17 protein-coding genes are annotated in these 18,438 nt (G+C 55.4%); 10 read left to right on the forward strand and 7 right to left on the reverse strand.

Annotated features, from left to right (window positions below):
• Positions 1-323: 323 nt before the first annotated feature.
• Positions 324-680: a cupin domain-containing protein gene (locus KBY77_RS00005; RefSeq protein WP_255101578.1), complete on the reverse strand. Its 357-nt coding sequence runs from the start codon at positions 678-680 to the stop codon at positions 324-326.
• A 293-nt stretch (positions 681-973) separates the two neighbouring features.
• Between KBY77_RS00005 and KBY77_RS00010 the strand changes: the two genes are divergently transcribed.
• Together KBY77_RS00010 and KBY77_RS00015 are read left to right on the forward strand one after the other, a co-directional pair.
• The gene (locus tag KBY77_RS00010) at positions 974-1,450 is read left to right on the forward strand and encodes a DM13 domain-containing protein (RefSeq protein WP_255101579.1); all 477 of its coding nucleotides are present in this window, start codon (positions 974-976) and stop codon (positions 1,448-1,450) included.
• Between the two features lie 3 nt (positions 1,451-1,453).
• Positions 1,454-2,167 carry a DUF4079 domain-containing protein gene (locus KBY77_RS00015; protein ID WP_255101580.1) on the forward strand — a complete coding sequence of 238 codons (714 nt, stop codon included), beginning with the start codon at positions 1,454-1,456 and terminating at the stop codon, positions 2,165-2,167.
• 141 nt (positions 2,168-2,308) lie between these two features.
• Here the strand turns inward: KBY77_RS00015 and KBY77_RS00020 are convergent, their stop codons facing one another.
• A complete protein-coding gene (locus KBY77_RS00020; protein ID WP_315856453.1) occupies positions 2,309-3,256 on the reverse strand; it encodes an IS5 family transposase in 948 nt (315 codons plus the stop codon).
• Between the two features lie 375 nt (positions 3,257-3,631).
• On the opposite strand from KBY77_RS00020, the gene KBY77_RS00025 reads away from it, so the two are divergent.
• Positions 3,632-4,477 (forward strand): calcium-binding protein, encoded by an 846-nt coding sequence (locus tag KBY77_RS00025; RefSeq protein WP_255101581.1) that lies wholly within the window; start codon positions 3,632-3,634, stop codon positions 4,475-4,477.
• A gap of 120 nt (positions 4,478-4,597) precedes the next feature.
• On the forward strand, positions 4,598-5,449 hold the full coding sequence (locus tag KBY77_RS00030; RefSeq protein ID WP_255101582.1) for a calcium-binding protein: 852 nt from the start codon (positions 4,598-4,600) through the stop codon (positions 5,447-5,449).
• 859 nt (positions 5,450-6,308) lie between these two features.
• Here the strand turns inward: KBY77_RS00030 and KBY77_RS00035 are convergent.
• Positions 6,309-6,761 carry a VOC family protein gene (locus KBY77_RS00035; protein ID WP_255101583.1) on the reverse strand — a complete coding sequence of 151 codons (453 nt, stop codon included), beginning with the start codon at positions 6,759-6,761 and terminating at the stop codon, positions 6,309-6,311.
• A gap of 364 nt (positions 6,762-7,125) precedes the next feature.
• Here KBY77_RS00035 and KBY77_RS00040 point away from each other — a divergent pair, with 364 nt between their 5' ends.
• The gene (locus KBY77_RS00040; RefSeq protein ID WP_255101585.1) at positions 7,126-7,605 is read left to right on the forward strand and encodes a hypothetical protein; all 480 of its coding nucleotides are present in this window, start codon (positions 7,126-7,128) and stop codon (positions 7,603-7,605) included.
• Positions 7,606-7,644: 39 nt separating this feature from the next.
• Here KBY77_RS00040 and KBY77_RS00045 read toward each other — a convergent pair whose 3' ends face one another.
• Complete coding sequence (locus KBY77_RS00045) at positions 7,645-8,016, reverse strand: AbrB family transcriptional regulator (RefSeq protein ID WP_255101586.1); 372 nt, start codon at positions 8,014-8,016, stop codon at positions 7,645-7,647.
• 508 nt (positions 8,017-8,524) lie between these two features.
• Between KBY77_RS00045 and KBY77_RS00050 the strand changes: the two genes are divergently transcribed.
• Entirely contained in the window at positions 8,525-8,758 is a 234-nt protein-coding gene (locus KBY77_RS00050) for a hypothetical protein (RefSeq protein WP_255101587.1), read from the forward strand.
• A 3-nt stretch (positions 8,759-8,761) separates the two neighbouring features.
• Here KBY77_RS00050 and KBY77_RS00055 read toward each other — a convergent pair whose 3' ends face one another.
• Positions 8,762-9,157 carry a hypothetical protein gene (locus tag KBY77_RS00055; protein ID WP_255101589.1) on the reverse strand — a complete coding sequence of 132 codons (396 nt, stop codon included), beginning with the start codon at positions 9,155-9,157 and terminating at the stop codon, positions 8,762-8,764.
• A 2,124-nt stretch (positions 9,158-11,281) separates the two neighbouring features.
• Here KBY77_RS00055 and KBY77_RS00060 point away from each other — a divergent pair.
• From KBY77_RS00060 to KBY77_RS00075, 4 genes are all read left to right on the forward strand, one after another.
• Positions 11,282-11,632: a CsbD family protein gene (locus KBY77_RS00060; RefSeq protein ID WP_255101591.1), complete on the forward strand. Its 351-nt coding sequence runs from the start codon at positions 11,282-11,284 to the stop codon at positions 11,630-11,632.
• Positions 11,633-11,938: 306 nt separating this feature from the next.
• Positions 11,939-12,778, forward strand: a complete 840-nt coding sequence (locus KBY77_RS00065) for a transglutaminase family protein (protein WP_255101593.1) — start codon at positions 11,939-11,941, stop codon at positions 12,776-12,778.
• A gap of 355 nt (positions 12,779-13,133) precedes the next feature.
• Entirely contained in the window at positions 13,134-14,216 is a 1,083-nt protein-coding gene (locus KBY77_RS00070; protein ID WP_255101594.1) for a glycosyltransferase family 2 protein, read from the forward strand.
• On the forward strand, positions 14,186-14,692 hold the full coding sequence (locus tag KBY77_RS00075) for a hypothetical protein (protein WP_255101596.1): 507 nt from the start codon (positions 14,186-14,188) through the stop codon (positions 14,690-14,692). The genes KBY77_RS00070 and KBY77_RS00075 overlap by 31 nt, the downstream gene beginning before the upstream one ends.
• Before the next feature lie 1,212 nt (positions 14,693-15,904).
• Here KBY77_RS00075 and KBY77_RS00080 read toward each other — a convergent pair.
• Positions 15,905-16,666 (reverse strand): hypothetical protein, encoded by a 762-nt coding sequence (locus KBY77_RS00080; protein WP_255101598.1) that lies wholly within the window; start codon positions 16,664-16,666, stop codon positions 15,905-15,907.
• Complete coding sequence (locus KBY77_RS00085) at positions 16,663-18,438, reverse strand: LysM peptidoglycan-binding domain-containing protein (RefSeq protein WP_255101600.1); 1,776 nt, start codon at positions 18,436-18,438, stop codon at positions 16,663-16,665. Before KBY77_RS00085 ends, KBY77_RS00080 begins: the two co-directional genes overlap by 4 nt.

Here is an 18,438-nt window from a genome sequence, read left to right on the forward strand (position 1 = left end):
TGCTTCTTCCAGCTCTTCCCATGGCATCAGAGAGGAGAAGAGCACCCAGCGGTTGTCCGAGTCCAACGTGCCGCCAAAAGGCACATGGAACTCCTCGATTGATAGCTGCCCGTTATGGTGTTTTCGGTACATCTGCAGCGTTCAGCAGTTGTAGCAATCGTCAATTGCCCTGTTCGAGGCCAGTTTATCGGGTCTCGATCACTGAAACAAGTTGCGCCGCAGTCGATCTGGCTTTTTCAGGAGTCCCGAATTACTGAGAGCTATTTGCAGATCGCCTTTGGCCAGCCCTTGAAAATACGATGAGTATTGCAACAACTATCCTATCAAAGGTGGAGGAGTTCGTAGCCAGCATCGGCAGGCGAAACAACCGAAATAAAAGTGAGTGGTTCAGGGCCACTGTTGCTGACGCCGTGCACACAACCTTTTGGAGCAATGACCACATCCCCAGCTGTGATTGCCAAGCAAGATCCATCGGGCTCTATCTGGTAATCGCCCCGACCCGAAAGAATCGTCCAGGTGTCCTGCCCAGCAGGATGGAGGTGGGCAGCGATTCTTTGGCCTGGCTTGACGTACCACGCGACGACTACGGCCTCAGCGGTTTCAGTGATCACGCTCCGTATCGGCTCATCGTCCGAGGGCTTCATGAACTCGAAAGCATGAAAATGGCGACCAATACCCATGGATAAACCTGAATTGGGATAGAACGGTTGACGACTTTGATGAAGACAATGTCAATATTACGCCAATTCCAAAGACTAATTGTATTGCGTTTGACGGAAGTCATAGCTCTAAGACCAAGCGGCACCACAGCCAGAGGCCAAGGTTTGCACGCAAGGGCCTTCGGGTCAGCCACCTGAGGGTTCAAGCATGATGGGCATCGAATCCATTCGAGCTTCTCGCCGGTACTGGTTGCAAGCGTGAGCAGATCCGCCAGGAATTCCAGCTCGCGCCGTACTCCTTCGATCCATTCGTCATGAAGATTCTTTCGATGCCCCTGGCAGGCGCGCTGGCCATGTCGTTCCTTGGCAGCTCCGCGGCTCTCGGGCAGACCCATGACCTTTCGGGCCCCGTACCGACGGTGATCGCGCAGGCGGCTCCGCTGGCCATGCAGAGCTTCCGCATGGCCGAGGCCCCCGTCAACGGCAGCTTCACCATCATCCAGAAAGGTGGTAAACAGTTGCTGGTGCTTAGCAGTGACTTCAAGACCAAGGAAACCGCTCCCGACCTGAAGGTGATATTCAGCCCATCGGCGACGCCCCTGACCAGTTCCAAGGCACCCAGCTTTCCACTCAAGACTGGCACCTACACGGTTCTCGCCCCGCTCAAATCCGCCTCCGGGGCCCAGAGCTACGTGATACCCGCCTCGATCGACCTGAGCCAGCAGGGATCGGTGATGATTTGGTGCGAAGCATTTAACGCCACAATGGCCTGGGCCCCCCTGAAGCCCTGAGCCATGCAGATCGTTGACTGGCTTTGGCTGCTCCACCCAGCCCTGGCAGTGGTGCTCGTCTACCCCCTGCTCGGGATGGTGTTGCGGCTTGCGCAGCAGACCCGGCAGCGACGTCTCACCCAAGCCAAGCATCCGCCGACTGTGGGCCGGGATCACGCCGATCTCGGCAAGTGGCTGGCGGGTTCGGTGGTGGCGATCGTGCTGCTGGCGGAGGCGGTGGTGATTGCCACCAAGAACCCTCTCCCCTCCTTTGAGGGGGGAGGATCACGGCTGGCGCTGCTGCTGCTGGTGCTCATCGGATCCGGTGTCGCCCTGGCAGCCCTCTGGTTGGTGAAACGGCCCATCTATCGGGCCAGCTTTGCCCTGCTCTGCTGGGTGGGGGTGATGGGCCTTGGGCTGCAGCCGGAGGTGTTCCGGCTCAGCGACAATCCCCTCAGTCCAGCCTTCTGGCAATCGCACTTCTGGGGCGGTGTCGGGCTAACCGGTCTGATGCTGTTCTCGGTGGCCTGCCGCCCCGAAATTCACAAGCACCTGCGCTGGCGCAGGCTGCATGTCAGTGCCAATGCCCTGGCGGCCCTGATCTTCCTTGCCCAAGGCATCAGCGGTCCACGAGATTTACTCGAAATCCCGCTCAGCTGGCAGAAAGCCACCCTCTACAGCTGCGACTTTGAGGCGAGAAGCTGTCCCGCGCTGGCTCCAGGAGTTTCACCATCCTGAGTTATCTCCAGGGATCCTCGAAATATTGCCACTATCGAGGCAGCCCTGAGAAGACATAGTCTCATCCTCTGCACGTGCAGATTTGCCAGATAACTGACATCCATAACTTCAAGGCGGGGCGATTATCCAGCTACCCGATGATCATGCAGTCAGCGACTGCCTTGATGAGCAGCGCAGATAACGCAGGAAGTTGTATGTCAGATTGCGCAGTCCCCACCAAGCCTTCGTTCTGGCCAGTCCAATCCGCCTGGTAAGCTTGCCGCGCAAGCTGGTTGTGATTGCAGCAAAGACATGCTCAACTCTTGCTCGCAGGCTCGATCGGACCTTGTTCCGATCCTTGGCCTCCTCGCTCAAGGGATAGCAGCGTGATCCCTTTTCATGAATTCGGCTCTCAAAGCCAGTCATTTCCAGTCCATCCTCATAGCGCGCCCCTGCGTAGCCGGAATCAGCCCAGACGAAGTCATCCCTGTTCACAGGATCCAGCACCCGCGGGATCATCTGGCTGTCGTGAATGTTGGCTGGGGTAATGGCGTATCTGCGGATGAAGCCGTGAGTGGCGTCAATGCAGATGCTGCTCTTGCACCCGTAGTGGCTGATGCCGTTCTTTTTGACCCATCGAGCATCAAGATCCTTCTGCCGCAGGCGCTCTGGCTTATCGGCCCACCCCTCTGGCAGCTGGTTTCGCATTATGGCTTCATTCTCAGGCCGCGAGTTTCGCTGTTTGGGAACAGGGACCAGTGTGGCATCGATGATCTGCCCGCCACCGGCCTCCAGTCCCTGGGATCGCAGGTGCTCCTCAAACCGTTCAAATAGCTCATCGATGACACCCGCCTTGCGGAGCCTCTCGCGGAAGAAGGCAACTGTGGTGGCATCGGGAATAGTGTTCATCACTCCCAACCCGACAAACTCCTCAAATGAGCGCCTGTCGTTGACCTGAAATTCCAGCTCCTCATCGCTGAGGTTGAACAGCTGCTGCAGCACCAGCATCTTGAAGAGGATGAGCGGATCAATCCGCTGCCGAACAGCATTTCTCTTAAGTTCATGGCTGTAACTCTGCTCCAGCAGTGGCCTGAAGGCCTCCCAGGAAATCGCCTCAGGTAAGGTCGCTAACGTGGGCTTTTCTGCTGAAGCCTGTGGATGCGCTTCTCCTCATCCCAGAATCCACGCTGTCCCATTCAGCTGTACTGAGCTGAATGGATTCTATGACATATCTAACAAGCTGTCAGGGTGTGGTGAGGATTTTTCGAGGCGCCCTTAATTGACTGAATCTATGACTTGAATGCTGCAACTATGCTTAGTCTCTTGTATTTGACGCTGTTGGTGAGTGGAGCAAGAGCGGTGTCCAGAGCTCCCTCAGGTCGTAAGCAACTGTAAAGATAAAATAGTAACGTGAAGACAATCCAGCGATTGTGACCATTCTGCCCGGGTCGCGGTCATGATATAATAAATTTCTGCAATCGTCCCATGGCTGCTCCTGGACCCTCCCCCGTCGTCAATACTCAGTTTCTGAGTGACGATGGCGTCTGGAACTTTTCAGACTTTGCTGACAATGTGCAGCTGAATAATTTCCCCGCCTCCTTCGGCGCCCTGATCCGCATGTTTGCGGGCAACGACTCTGTCACTGGCACCAACTTCAATTCGCCAGGCTGGGCCAACCAGGTGAACGGAAACCTTGGGGGTGATCTATTGGTTGGAAATATCCTGCGAGATAAGTATCTTGGGGGTAAGGAGAACGATAACCTCCTTGGTGCTGCAGGGGCGGATTGGCTTAACGGAAACGACGGTAGTGACAACGTTTCCGGTGAAGCCGACAACGACATCCTGCGCGGCGGGAAGGACAGCGATGCACTTTTTGGAAGTGACGGTAATGACATCTTACTGGGCGACTTTGGCCGGGATCGTCTTCAGGGTGAACTTGGGAGCGATCGCTTCGTGTTGCGCACAGACTCGGTCACAGAAGGTGGTGTCTTCTTTTCGAACACCTCAGCGAACGCTTCCGAGGTCGACGTAATTTGGGACTTCTCAGCTGGTGACAAGGACAAGATCGTGATTCCAGGAGTGAGTTCCTTCTCTGAGCTTGAACTCATCAATACCACCGCCCATGGAGCCACTGATACGCTGATTTCGTTCACGGCAGCAGCGGGCGGTGAGCGCATAGGTTTGGTGTCAAATATCAACGCTGCCACTCTCGGCGCCGGTGGCGGCGCCAACTTCGTGCTAGGTGCCACCGCCGACGACTTCCTCTCGAAGATCACCCCTGAGTTCTTCCTGGCCAACCCGAACATGGCCACTACGCTGATTCCCGTCTGAGCTGCTGCTCGCAGCGGCCACCTTCACTTCTCAAGCTCACAGGCAAGGCGACCAATGTTACTCTAACTTTTCAAGTGGAAAATGGGCCATAATTGAGTTTGTGAGTGCTTCCTGAAAGTCATGGCTGTCCCCGGACCTTCCCCCACAGTCAACACCCAGTTTCTCAGTGATGATGGCGTCTGGAACTTCTCTGACTTCGCCGACACTGTTGAGCTGAATAATTTTCCTGCCTCTTTCGGTGCCCAGATCCGCATGTTCGCGGGTAACGATATTGTTCGCGGTACCAACTTCAACTCCCCGGGCTGGGCCAACCAAGTGAATGGAAACCTGGGGACAGACGGCCTTTTTGGCAACGTCCTCCGAGACAAGTTTCTGGGCGGCAAGGAGGCTGATGGTCTCTTTGGCCTGGCAGGTGCGGATTGGCTGAACGGCAACGACGGTGATGACTTAGTTAACGGCGGAGCTGAAAACGACATCCTGCGCGGTGGCAAGAACATTGATTCACTTATAGGTGAGGCCGGTGACGACATCCTGGTGGGCGACTTCGGCCAGGATGCCTTGGCTGGTGGGGCCGGAAACGATCGCTTCGTGCTGCGCACCGACTCGGCCATTGAAAATGGCGTTCTGTTAAAAAATACCTCGGCAAACTCTGCCGAAGTGGACTTCATCTCTGACTTCTCAACCGCTGCTGGCAACAAGGACAAGATCGTGATTCCAGGTGTGAGTTCCTTCGCACAGCTTGACCTAGCTGATACCATCATTGATGGATTCAGCGGAACACTGATTTCGTTCACGGCTGCAGCAGGAGGAGAACGTATCGGGTTCGTCGATGACATCAACTCGGCCTTCCTTGGTGCCGGCGGGGGCTCCAACTTCGTGCTCGGTGCCACCGCCGACGATTTCCTCTCAAAGATCACCACGGAATACTTCCTGACCAACCCGAACATGGCCACAATGCTGATCCCTGTCTGAACGCTCGGAAATATGGGTTTATACAACTCAAGAATGGAGAATAGGTGACTCGAACTCCTGACCTCTTCGATGCATTCGCAGTGCGCTACCAGCTGAGCAAACTCCCCTTGGCGTACCCTCTCCAGGGCACCTCGAAAAATCCCGAATCTCACTAGGCACGCAACTTGAGAAGCATTGCAGCTATTGGATAGTGTCTGTCGCGATGGGGGTGGAATGGGCATTTTTCGAGGTCCCCTCCATAGATTTCCTAGGGTATAATTGCTATTTGTGGGGTTTATTGTATCTTTGAACAGCGCTAATCTTAACCGGTTAAACAGACTCTCTAGCCACCGTGAAGGACTTATCAGCTGTGAGTTATTACTTCACTGATACCTCCGAATTCAATTCCAAGGCCACCGTGGAGGCGGACAGCATCCGCAGTCAGGCATATACCGAATGCGCTCGTCCCTCAAACTCTGCAATCTTAATCTTGAAACTTCACGACACTCTACTCAGCTGCGATTGATAAGCTTGATGCAGCCGAGAACATTTGATACTCCGTAGACTCATTTGAGACCAAGTCCTGTTTGGCATCATTTATTCATTGTTGCTGCTCAAGCTCTGCATTTATAATCCCGTGCTACGTCAGGTAGCAGCATTCTGCTGAGATGAACAGGCCTTTATCGCCACCAAATAATGTGCATTTCAGCCAGTACTAGTATCAACAACTGAGAGGACCGTACGATTCTCGATTCGGCTACAGTTAATGATGCGCTTCAGGCTCAAGCATGCATATAATATTACTGTCAATATGACCTTTGGGGTCAAAGCTTTGACAGCAGCTAGAGATGCTTAATAGAAAGGGGGGAGCATGTATGCATCACGAGCGATTGTCAATATGTTTCCACTCCGCAAGCTCTACAGTAATATCCTCAGGCCCTCGAAGGAAGACAAGTTTTCGACCATGGAAGTCCATAACGTCGTTTCTCGGCTGAATTCCTTCTGCCACTAACCTTGCCAACTCAGCTTCAAGGTCATCGACAGCAAAGCATATGTGATTATATCCGGTCTTCGTGAGGTTCGCGATGGCCGAGTCCAGCAATGGCTCTGGTTGGTGGTACTTCAGAAGTTGTACCTCAGTTCGGGGGGAATGATTGGCTAGCGACATCGTTACGTGTTCAGCCTTGATATCCTCTACTCCCATATAGTCTGAGAACGTCTGGCCGGCGATCACAACAGACTTATCTTCCTCGAACCCAAGTAAACCAAAGAAGTGCTTCGCTGATTCTATGTCTCTCACTACGATAGTGACATGGTCAAAATGCGAAATCATCGACCTTTTTGATAAGATTATGCTGTTCTGTACTCTATTGTAATCTAGAGCAATTTAGCATGGCCTGCGTTCATGCGCTCCCTGTTGTCTTTCTTATTATAGTATCTTCTTTGGCACCCTGCTATGCCTGTATCGGCCATAGGCCAAACAACAATTGCTGTCAGTTGACGAGAGAACTGTCGACCGCAAGTGCTACAAGAACGTTGCTATCAGCATAACTACCTATTGCAGCGCCCTGTCAGGCTATCCGAAGTTCGTGTTATCCAAGTTCGGATCCCACCCGGTTATCGCCAAGGTAGGAGTTGAGAAGGCTTCCGCACAGGCACGCTTCTCTGCTCCGGGATCCCTGGTTATCGGGCTTTTCGTGACATCCTCCTCCTGCAGCTTGATGGACATCAGACAAACCCTCACGACGCTGGCCGAGGAACACAAAGATGCCCTGCAGACCGCGATGGTGAGGCTGATGATCCAACCCAGCTGGAGCCTGGAGACCACGATGGTGCTGATGCAGACCGAGAAGGGTTTCGCGACCATCGGCCCGGTCAGTGCACTTCCATCACTCCTGGAGCACACCCGGCCGGAGCTGGATACCTTCCTGAGGCTGCAGGACGAGGGGATGGACTTCGAGGAGGCCTACCAGCACTGCCTGGAGGAACAGGGCCAGGACTTCCTGGAGGCCTGTGAGGTCGCTGAAAAGGGCCGGGCTCTCCTGACCTACGACACTCTGGTCGAATTTGCCGCACTCTCCCAGAAGGGCTTTGCCCGCAATCCCCGTGAACTGCTGGTGGTAGCGAAGTGGCCGGACTACGTCACTGCGTTTCTGGTCTCCTGCCAGCTGCTCTAGTGAGACCATTCACGTCCGGCATGGAGGTGGGATGGAGCCTCACGCCGCCTCATCAGTGGCTTCGGCAGGGACCAGACGCAGCGACTTCTTACCGATCTTGATCTCGAACTCATCGCCCGGCTTGAGGTCGAGCATGGCGGTGTAGGCCTTGCCTACCAATAGGTTCCCGTTGCCCTGAACCCTAGCCACATAGCTCAACGTGCGGCCCCTAGTATCCTTCCCCGTGCCCAGTCCCTGTCCCAGGTTGACACCCTTGGCCTCCAGCAGCGCCTCGTAGAAAGCGGTGAAGTTCAAACGCTCGCTACCGTCCTTCTTGGTACTCACGTATCCAGCAGCTCGGACCAGCTCGGACTTCGAGACATCTCCCAGCTCTTTGACTTTGGCGAGAAGGTCAGCACCGGAGAGAGCCATGAGTGCAACAGGCTGATTAACCACAGCTTAACGCCTAGGCTGGATTTTGCAAAGATAGTCTGACCCAGCCAGAAACGCCTTCATCGGATGGTCTTGCAGGGCTGACCATCGCCTCTGCCATCCAACTTAAGGTGACCTTTGTGCAGAAGCACCTGACTTTGTTGCCAGGTGCCGGGCTCCTTGCAGCGGGACTTCAGAACCCAGGGATTACCCCATATGTCCTGCCCAGACAGGTGTTGGTAGGGCCCGTTGGCCCGTGATCCACTTGACCGGCTGGTCCGCGGAGGTGACGCCATCACCGGAGCCTGGACGCGCTAAAGCCTCGATCGGAAGGGGACTGCATTGGCACCCGGTGATCACAAATAAAGGAGCTGGTCACACCGTTCACGTAAAGCTTCTTATAAAACCGTGCCAAAGTAGGTGACGCCAGTGATCCAGCCGACATTGTGTCCATGCCTGGAGCGGGACCCTGCCTGAACCTGTCCACTGGTTCTTGAGTGATCACCGCATGCGATTCACCTTCTCCCTGCCGCTGAACACCGCCTCGGTGCGCAAGGTCCTTCAGGCCCGCGGCATTGAAGCGGTCCTGGCGCAATGGCCTGAGCTGGAAGCCCATCGCTCACTGCTCAGCCAGGTCCAGATCGAGGAGCAGGAACGGGCGGCCTACGAACGCCTCAGTCAGGTGGCGGCAGGCCGGGTGGAGCGGTTGCTCGATCTTCTCAAGCACGAGGTGGCGCAATAGCCATCAGGACTGCTGCTCCAGCCCCTCCAGGGCCGTGCGCAGCTCACCGATGAACTCCTCATCCACCTCGGTGGCGGTGAGCTCCTCACCCACCAGGTCCTGGATCAGGGGGTAGAAGCGCACCTCGAACCACTTGCGGAACACCGAGTAGGTGCGCTCCGCCGGCCAGGCACCGCTGTCACGATGCCAGAAATCGAGCTCCGCCTCAAAGATGTCCTCATAAACCTCCTCCAGGATCTCCTCCGCCTCCTCGTCCGTGTCGTAGTCAGGGATGAGGTAAAGGCAGGGCTCCCTGGCTCCGGCAGCCTCGACATCCAGATCGAGTGCCTGGGCCCACTCCAGCAGTTTTTCGCTGGGGTAGATCCCGACCGCACAGCGGTTCACCACAGTCATGGTCATACCAGCGGCATTCACCAAACACTAGGCATACCTACCTGAACAGGCATGACGCCACCAGGAAGCGAGATACCACTTGCTCATCAACAATGCCGCCAGCACACAAGCACTGCAGATGATGGCTGCGCGTCTCAAACAGGAAGGTCCTCTGAGTCGGATGCCCTACTGCTTCGCAGAAGCCCCAATGCAAGGGACGGTTGCAGAGTCTGGTCTCAACTCGCCCATGACGAGGCCGTGATTCAGTACTAGATCCGCCAGCACACCTTGTCAGTCCGGCCAGCCGTCACTCAACCAGCCGTCCTCGGGAGTGAGGGGAGGGCGAACAAACGTCGCGGGTGTCAACCCCCTCCAGTGCCCAGCCACGTTGTCGAACCAGGTCATCGGTCCAGCCTTGAAAGCGCCGGGTCAGGTGCTCGCCATGGGCCAGGAGCCCCTGATGCCGCTGGAAGGTGAGCAGGGGGATGCAGCTAACCCCGGGGTGCTGGCGATACCGCCGGCACCGCCACAGCTGCATCAAATTCGTCACGCCCCATCAGTGCCATAGCGGAACCGTCTCCACAATCTGCAAGCAGCGTACCGATGTCTACGAGAATGCCCATCGGGCCAATCCAACTCACGTGAGCTAAACCACCCGCTGGTGGCATCAACCCCTAAGAAGTATGGATCAACAACCCACCAGAAGAGCCCGAACCGATCCAGGCGCTATCCTTGACACAGGCCGCCAGAGTGGCAGCCTAAGAGTGATACCTTTCCTGGAAGTCACAGGGCTCTAAAGTCTAAGCATTCTGCATTTTGAGAAAAGCATGATCTTCTCACTCCCATTCAGAATTCAGGCAAAGAATCCTGCCTACACAGTCTTCCTCTGCTTTACTCTGGCTGTTGTACTGCTTTTAGCCACCCCTGCCTTGGCAGCCTCATCAATGAAGGCGATTGATACGCCAAAGTTCAGACTTCACAACAGTTCCGTGCAGGGAAACAGGCCAACAGGACCAGTCCCGAATGCGAGTATGACAATTACATGCGGTAACGGGAAAAAGTATTCAATTTCCACCGGCAGCAAGAGTGGGACATGCACTACGGTTGAACAAGGTGGCAAGATAACAGCAGGAATCTGCCAGGACAGCGCAGGATCGAGCACAGTTGCATGTAGCTTAGGCTGCGTGGAAACAGCGGGAAGCGGTTCCTGTAGTCCTGTGAATTGATAACTTTACGGCAAGAACATCCTCAAAACTGATAATCCACCTATATCCTCTTGGCGATCAGCCGAACATCTCACCCCAGCGAAGCGAAACTGGGCCATGGACCGCAAGACAATGCAGACGTACCAGCAAAGTGGGCTCGGGCCTGATTTCTCCCCGAAGAGGGCAGGCTTAAGTGCAGAAGCAGGTGCTCAGACGTCGTCCCCGCGTAAGCCGCGCAAGAAGATCAGATCTCAGTTGTTGCAACGGGTCTAGCGCTTCATATGCTCTTACGCTTCTGAAGAATGACCAGCGTGCTCGGTTCAGAGCAGTGTCCTCGATCGTCCCGCCACCGCAGTCGCGGGCGTGCTTTCTGCCACCGTGACCTGACCCACCCATCCCGGCGGCGGCGAGGGGAGATCGATCACGCGAGCGCAAAGGTGCGGGAGCGGCTCCAAGCAATTTCGTGTTCAACGGCAGCGGGAGGGTGCGATCGTCATCCCGCACTCGCCTTGCCCTTGCGCCTCGTGACACCCTGCCCCCCCGCTGCCGGGTGGGTTGCCACGCCTTCTGCCGGTGGTGTTGCAGTGAGGGTGTGCACGTGTTGCACGTGCATCCAGGCAGAGCCGTAAATGGATTCTCGCGCAACTGATCTCCATTCTCGACAGCCTCCTGTGTCAGCAAGCCGTCGGCACCATGACGCCACGTGATCTCTAATAGTTGAAATAGCAGCCTGCACAGCTCAGAAATGCACAGAGCACAGAGCAACGAACGAGGCAGAACGCCACCTGTCCACGTCATATGAATAGTTTGTCACATTTGTTTTAACCAGTAGGTCACTCGTTTTTCTCCATTTGGGGAGTCTTTTCAAAGGAGTTCATGGCCAATCAACTGCGAATTGACTTGAAACTGTCTAGACTAAGGCCGAACCTTACAGGCGAATTAGACGTTGAAATTCATTCCACACAAGCTGATTGCCTCGTTTTGCGCATTAGTGTTGACCTTTACTGCCATCGTGCTTCCACAGCCTGCTGAGGCACTAGTCAACATTCATACTCCAATCCCCATCGCTTTTGCTGTCATGTCTAATAGACTCGATGCCGCCGCCAAAGATGCAGAAGGCAAGCTTGAAGCCGCATATGGAGAACTCACTGACGATTCTGGTCATGTGATCAAGGGTAAAGCCAAGCAGGTACAGGCTTCCGCCATGAACACTGCCGAAGACCTTAAGCAGGGTGCCAAAGCGACAGCCAAGAAAGTGAGTGAGCTTTCAGGAAAAGCTGCAGACAACATTAAGTGATTTCCTCGGGCACAGTCTATCTGCTTTGGCCTGTCAAGACAGATAGGCTGTGCCCGCCCATGCTCCATACTTCACCGAAAGAGACCCCTGCTTGAACTGATTGCTGTTCTGCTGGAGATCGCCATCACGCCAGCTATCTTTCGGCGAACCAGAGACCGAGACATCTTAATTTTCAGCGCCAAGAACAAGCAGGAGTTTGGCGGTATCAGTAGCGATGTGACACAGACACTGAAGCATCAGCAGTGAGCGCCGTTAGTAGCGTCGAGGTAAGTAGCCCAAATGAGAAACAGATTTACAAGCTAATCCATGGATTCACCTCTTAAAGTTCTGCCTATTCAGCTATCTCCTCTCAAGATCCGCGTGGGGTTCAAGCTGGAGCTCAGCTGCCCAAAGCCGACACCGATGATCGTAACTCTGGGCGTCCATTCCAGCAGGGCTGACGATCTACTCGAAGCCGACAAGATGAAGTTGGATCCCCCAGTCCCGCTCCGATCCTACACTGATTCATACGGGAACCATTGCCACAGGCTGGTAGCCTCAGCTGGTCGGCTACGCATCACGGCCAGCGGGCTCGTGGCGGATCGTGCTCTGCCCGATCCAGTATTGCCGTGGCTGGAACAACAGCCTGTAGATGATCTGCCGGATGATGTTCTGCTCTTCCTTCTGGGTAGCCGCTACTGCGAGACCGATCTACTCACGCAGTTCGCATGGTCAAGGTTTGAGCTGGCATGCACGGGCTGGGAGCTAGTCCAGGCGATTTGCGATTTCGTGCATGAACACGTCCGCTTCGACTACGGCCGCACGAATCCCACCAAATCAGCGTTGCAGACCTTTGAAAACCAGGAGGGGGTTTGCCGCGACTTTGCCCATCTGGCTATCGCTCTCTGCCGTTGCATGAACATTCCAGCGAGATACTGCACGGGATATCTGAGCGACATTGAAGTGCCGCCACCCCACTCAGCCATGGACTTCCATGCCTGGTTTGAGGCCTATCTTGGTGATGGCTGGCATGTGTTCGACCCGCGAAACAACACCCCGCGGATAGGCCGGATTCTGATCGCCCGGGGCCGGGATGCGTCCGATGTTGCCCTCACCACCACTTTCGGTCCTTCGGTGCTGGAGTCGTTTGAGGTCTGGACGGCGTGAACCTACTGCATGGCTACCAGAAAACCCAGACCACCTCAGGTTCCGCGTCTCCCGCCGTAGTGCTGGTGCTAGCTGCCGCAGGGGATGTTGCAGGAAGTTTCTGGGGAATACCGCTGCAGGGACTGCTGAGGGCTGCCCGTGAGCCCTACGGAAGGGTGCAGGCTTGGTGCCCGCGCCTGAGCTCACCGTGTGGTTGATTCGGCAAAGTCTGCTAATTCTTCTTCCCGAAGCGCAGTGGGAATCCATGGCTGCTCCTCCTGAGTGACACCACTCCCTTGGACGCTGCTGGAGCACCGCATCCAGCTCACTCGCTCTCGGCGTCCGCCGCTTGGAGTCCATCTACTTGGGACAACCCATGAATCTTGTCGCCATCTCGTTGCTGGTGCGCTGGCAGCTCGGCTGGGCCCTGTGTCTGCGGCTCTTACGGCTCCCTATGGGCAAGGTCGATGGGCACCCGAGTGTTTCGGTGTTGATTCCTGCCCGCGACGAGGAAGGTACCCTCCCCAACCTGCTACCGGCACTCCAGGCCCAGACCTTCTCTCCCCTCGAAGTGATCGTGATCGACGATCACTCCAGTGACCAGACCGCAGCGATCGCGGCGGCGGCCGGTGCCACAGTCATTCAACCTCCTCCGCTTGCAGAAGGATGGTGCGGCAAGACCTGGGCACTGCACCACGGCGTCCAGGCCTGCAAGGGCGAGATTCTGGTCTTCCTTGATGCCGATACCGAGCCCAGTCCAGAATTTTTGGAACGACTCGTGGCGGACCAGCAAAACTTGGGAGGCCTGGTGTCTGTACAGCCGTTCCACCGCACCGAGAAGGCGTACGAGCAGCTCTCGGTACTGTTCAGCCTGGTGGGGTTGATGGCCGTTCCGATGGGGCCAGGTTGCGGAGTGGCCTTTGGACCAGCCATGGCCACCAGCCGGAAGGACTATGACCGGGTCGGAGGCCATGAGGCCGTCGCCGGCAAGGTGGTTGAAGACTGGTTCATGGGCCACCTCTATGAGGAAGCAGGGCTGCCGGTGAGCGCATACATCGGCGACGGTCTGATCGAGTACCGCATGTATCCCGGGGGCTTTCGCGACATGGTGACGGGCTTCGCCAAGAACTTCGCCACCGCAGCTGGGGAGGTGCATGGCATCTGGATGCTCGCCGTACTGCTGTGGATCTCAGGGTTGTTCTGGGCCGCCTGGTGCCTGCCGGCTTCTCTGCTGGGCTGGCCCTTGATGGGTCAACCGTCAGTGCTTCCCAACCTGCTGCTCTACCTAGCCTTCGCCGTGCAGCTGATCACGCTCACCAGGCGCGTTGGGAATTTCGCCTGGATCTGCCTGGTCTTTCCGATCCCCGTTCTCTTCTTCCTAGCGGTGTTCTTCTTGGCGATCATCAATCTGAAACAGGGCACGATCGAATGGAAAGGCAGGCAGGTTTCGACGCGTTAGCGGCCCTGGCCTGTGTGCTGGGCTGGATGCTGTGGTCGGTGCTGATCGGAGGGCTGGCCCATCGCCTTCCCCAGGCGGCCCTGCGGGGCGACAACTGGCTCACGCGGGAGCGCCCCTGGCCCGAGAGCAAGCGGTCCTACGAGCGTGTTCTCGGGATCAAGTTCTGGAAGCCTCTGATGCCGGATGCCGGCGATGCTCTGCCTGGAGGCGTGCGCAAGAACAGCCTGGTTGGCCGTGATGCAGCCTCATTGCAGCGCCTCGTAGAGGAAACCCGGCGGGCAGAGCTGGTGCACCTCGCCATCTGGCCGTTCTGGATCGTGACAGCCCTCTGGCTGCCGCCGGTCGGCGTGTTGGTCAACCTGAGCTTCGCCACGCTGTTCAACCTTCCCTGTTTGTGGCTGCAGCGTTACAACCGGCTGCGGCTTCAGCCCTTGCTTCTGGCCATGGGGAACCGGGAGCGATCTGTCGCGTCCTGATCCCTCAGCTGCCCTCCACTAGGTGTGTTTTCTCACCAGGTCACTCAGCGCTCAGCCACCGCAGTCGCGGGCGTGCGTCCTGCAACCGTGACCTGACCCACCCATCCCGGCGGCGGCGAGGGGAGATCGATCACGCGAGCGCAAAGGTGCGGGAGCGGCTCCAAGCGGTTTGGTGTTCAGCGGCAGCAGGAGGGTGCGATCGTCATCCCGCACTCGTCTTGCCCTTGCGCCGCGTGACACCCTGAACCCCCGCTGCCGGGTGGAAAGCCAAGCTTTCTGCCAGTGATGTCACAGCTGGGATGGGGAAGCACTGGTCTGTGAATCCTGCATCGTAAATCAAATTCTCTCTTCCGTTACGACGGGAATGCCTGGAACGTTGAACCAGCCAGTCCTGATCTCCTCCTCACTCTGAAGCCCAGCTCAACTTGATGAGCAGGGTTCGTCCTCACTTGCCGATACGGTCACCAGGCAGTTGAGATGAGTCAACCAGCCAGAAGATCGTCTTATCGATCATGTGGCCAGGACATTGGCTTTGCTTTCCATTGCAGCGTTGCGCCACGGCCGTGAAACTGCAGGCCTCATGTCGCCCACCCACAAAGCCACAATCAGCCTAAACGAAGTCATCTCTGTTCTCAGGAACGAGCACCTACGGAATCAACTGACTGTCGTGAAAGTTTGCTGTTGCAATGGCTTATCTGCGGTTTATGCTCGGATCAATCAGCTTACTGCCAGCACTACTGATGCGTTCATCGTTGTAACCTTGCTCCAGCAGTGGTCTAAAGGCATCCCAGGGAATCGTTTCGGATTGGGTAGCTAACCTCGGCTTTTTGTGCTGAAGCCTGTGGATGCGCCTTTCCTCATCCCAGAATCCACGCTGTCCGATTCAGCTGCATTCATTAACAGGCAGTCAGGGCGCGACGGAGATTTTTCGAACCCCCGGTAAGCCATTGCAGAACTTATACTGAATCAAGCATCGCCTCGACGGGGTGATGCCGCCGCTGGTGTCAAATCGCTGAGTTGTCAGTCTCACAAGTCACAAACGATTGCCCCATTCCAACGACCAATCAGACTCAAGCTTGCGCGATGGGCGGTCACGATAAATCTAAGCAAGCACCTATTGTCAGCATGCCCGGCTCCGATTCCATGCTTCATTGACAATAAACTCTTAATATCTGATGTATTTTGTTCAGTTTCCTTTGGCTTCGAAAGCGCTCATTCTGGGGCCATACCTAAGGTAGAGTTAGCATCGTAGATCCATACCACGAGGCTTCCGGGATAATTAGTGACATAAAAGGAAGCACAAATCGTGGTGGAGTTGGCCACGTCGGATGCGTGTGTGACACAGTAGGTTTGGCCGTCGGTGGTCGAGACCGTCTTTGCGACGAAGTCTGCTAAGTTTGTGTACTTAGCCCCGAGGTCGGCACACACAGCCATGTAAGGCAGGTATACAGCTTCACCACTTGGACCAGTTCCTATCAGACTAGGAGTGTGAAACGCAATTGCCGCCGTGGAGCCACCATACTGGAAACTCAATGCCAAGCCCGCATCTTGAGTAAATCCATTTACTTGTGTGTCAAACGAATAGACACCGAGTCCACCCATCTTCGCCGGCGCGCCAGTTTGCATGGCCCTGTGTTTCGCAGGAGACGGATAAGTCCGAACGCCTGGAATCAAATTCGCATCTGCAACACTTCCGCCAGGAGTTGCGGGAGGGTCGCCGGTGTAGGCAATGGGAGTTACCACATTACCCGAGGAGGAATACGGGAAAGAAGTCACGATGAGATCGCATTCAAGACTATTGAGGATCATGATCCGATGCTCTCCACAGCTGACATCAGAAATACCGGCAGCAACTGCAGGATCGATGCCGACCATGTACGCTCCCAAGATCCCGGTTTTAGCGAACTGAGCGAAACAGTATGCGAACGGATCGGCAATCAACGCAGCGGAAATCGCCATTGTTCCGTTACTCATGGGATCACCGCCCAAGGTGTCAGGAATGGCAAATTATCTATTTTATAGAGACGGAGTTGCATCTCGCCTTCACTTTGTGCGAGAGGAAACTCCGGATCAAAGGGGGTTGGGAAAGAATCTGGATTGAGGTCAACGATATCCTGCCAAAGATTGGGATCGCCGTACTGGGTGCCCGCGAGTGTATATAAGTTTGTGCCTGCAGGCACGGGATACATATATATGCTTTCGGTCACGTACGGCAAAGCCCATTTTTCGTATAGCGTAAGATGCATGCCAGCTGTTACTATATTCGGATTCTTCAATTGCCCACGGTTTAGATAGAAGATTGTTGGCCACAGTCTCGCATCGCCGTACAGGCTCGTAGCGATGCCAATAAGCGTATCGCCATCTGCCGCGGCATAAGTAAAGACAGGCACACCGGATTTGCTCACGTCCGTACTCACGTATGGCAAGCTCTTTCTGTTATAGATTTTCAATTGGGTACCGACGGGAAGTGGGCTTAGATCTGTTAAGTTGTCCCAGTTGTGATTGCAGATCGAAAACCACAGGCTGGAATCTGAATACTGGCTGTTGGCGATAGTCTGGATTGTGTCCCCTGCTTGCACCGTGTATGTGTAGAAATCTAAGCTGGCTTTTGCCCCCCGCCATTGTGCGATGCACTGGCCGAAGCGGTCGATGTCATCTTCGGTGACCCCAATCAGCGCGTTCGTAGTGACCATCTTCTTCCACTCCACGGCGCGCTTTCTGCCTTTTGAGACAGCGTCGGATAGCTCATTGATCTGGACATTGCCATGCGGGTATAGTGGCATTACATCATATCCAGAAGCCATTGTCTCAAGCGCGTTCCAGTCCTTTCGCATCTTGGTATAGAGACCATCAGTACCGTCCGCCGCAGTCACACAATCTTGAATCATGAGGTCGACGTATTTATTCATCAAAGACTGAGTGCTGGCAGGGTCGTTCGAATACCGATCCCACGTTGACGGTTGGTATCCGGCAAATGTCAAATAGGGATACTTGCCATTAAGATCGGCCTGAAGCTGGCCGAAGGGGTGTGTCGTGGCATAGGCAGGGTTCTTGTTTACGTGCGTCTGCCAATCATCGATCACAGCTTTATACGCATAATACTGGGCGTTCAGCATCATCGCCCATCCCCACTCCCAAATCGCCACCATCTTAAGATAGCTCACAATGAGTCCGTTTGTCAGGCATAGAAGGGCTGTCTGGGCGGTGCGATGTTCGGAAACATCCAACGGCTTAGACTGCGGGTCGTTCAAGGACGAATTCTTGAAGTGGTTCTGATAATTGATGAGTTTGTATAAGACTCCCTTCTGATCATTCGCGACGTAGTTAGTATTGGTAGTGTTGATCCAATTTTTTGTGTGCAGGTCAAGTGAGTCAACCCACGTCTGGGTATGGGGATCGATGCTGGCGAATGCACTATTCTTGGTATCGACACCGAGCTTTTTCATCGCATCCCAGGTGTCAATCAGGCCGTCGCTGGTAGAAAGAAGGTCGTCGCGGTCTTGGTCGGACGCAGTTTTCCATTCTGCATCGATGATTTTCTCCAGAAGATCCTTTAGCTCTTTCTGCAGTTCCGCTCTGTCGACAGGTGGAGGCGGTGGCGGAGACTCGGAATCGGGATAGATCAGTTTGAAGAAGAACTCAAAAGCTGCGATCCCCCCCGCGATGATGGGGCCTTCCTCGGGTATGGCGAAACTAATGGTCGTCAGGGTGCCCAGTACGGACTCGATGGTTGCCTTCGTATTCAT

The sequence above is a fragment of the Synechococcus sp. Cruz-7E5 genome (assembly GCF_024345995.1).
Classification (GTDB): Bacteria; Cyanobacteriota; Cyanobacteriia; order PCC-6307; family Cyanobiaceae; genus Regnicoccus_A.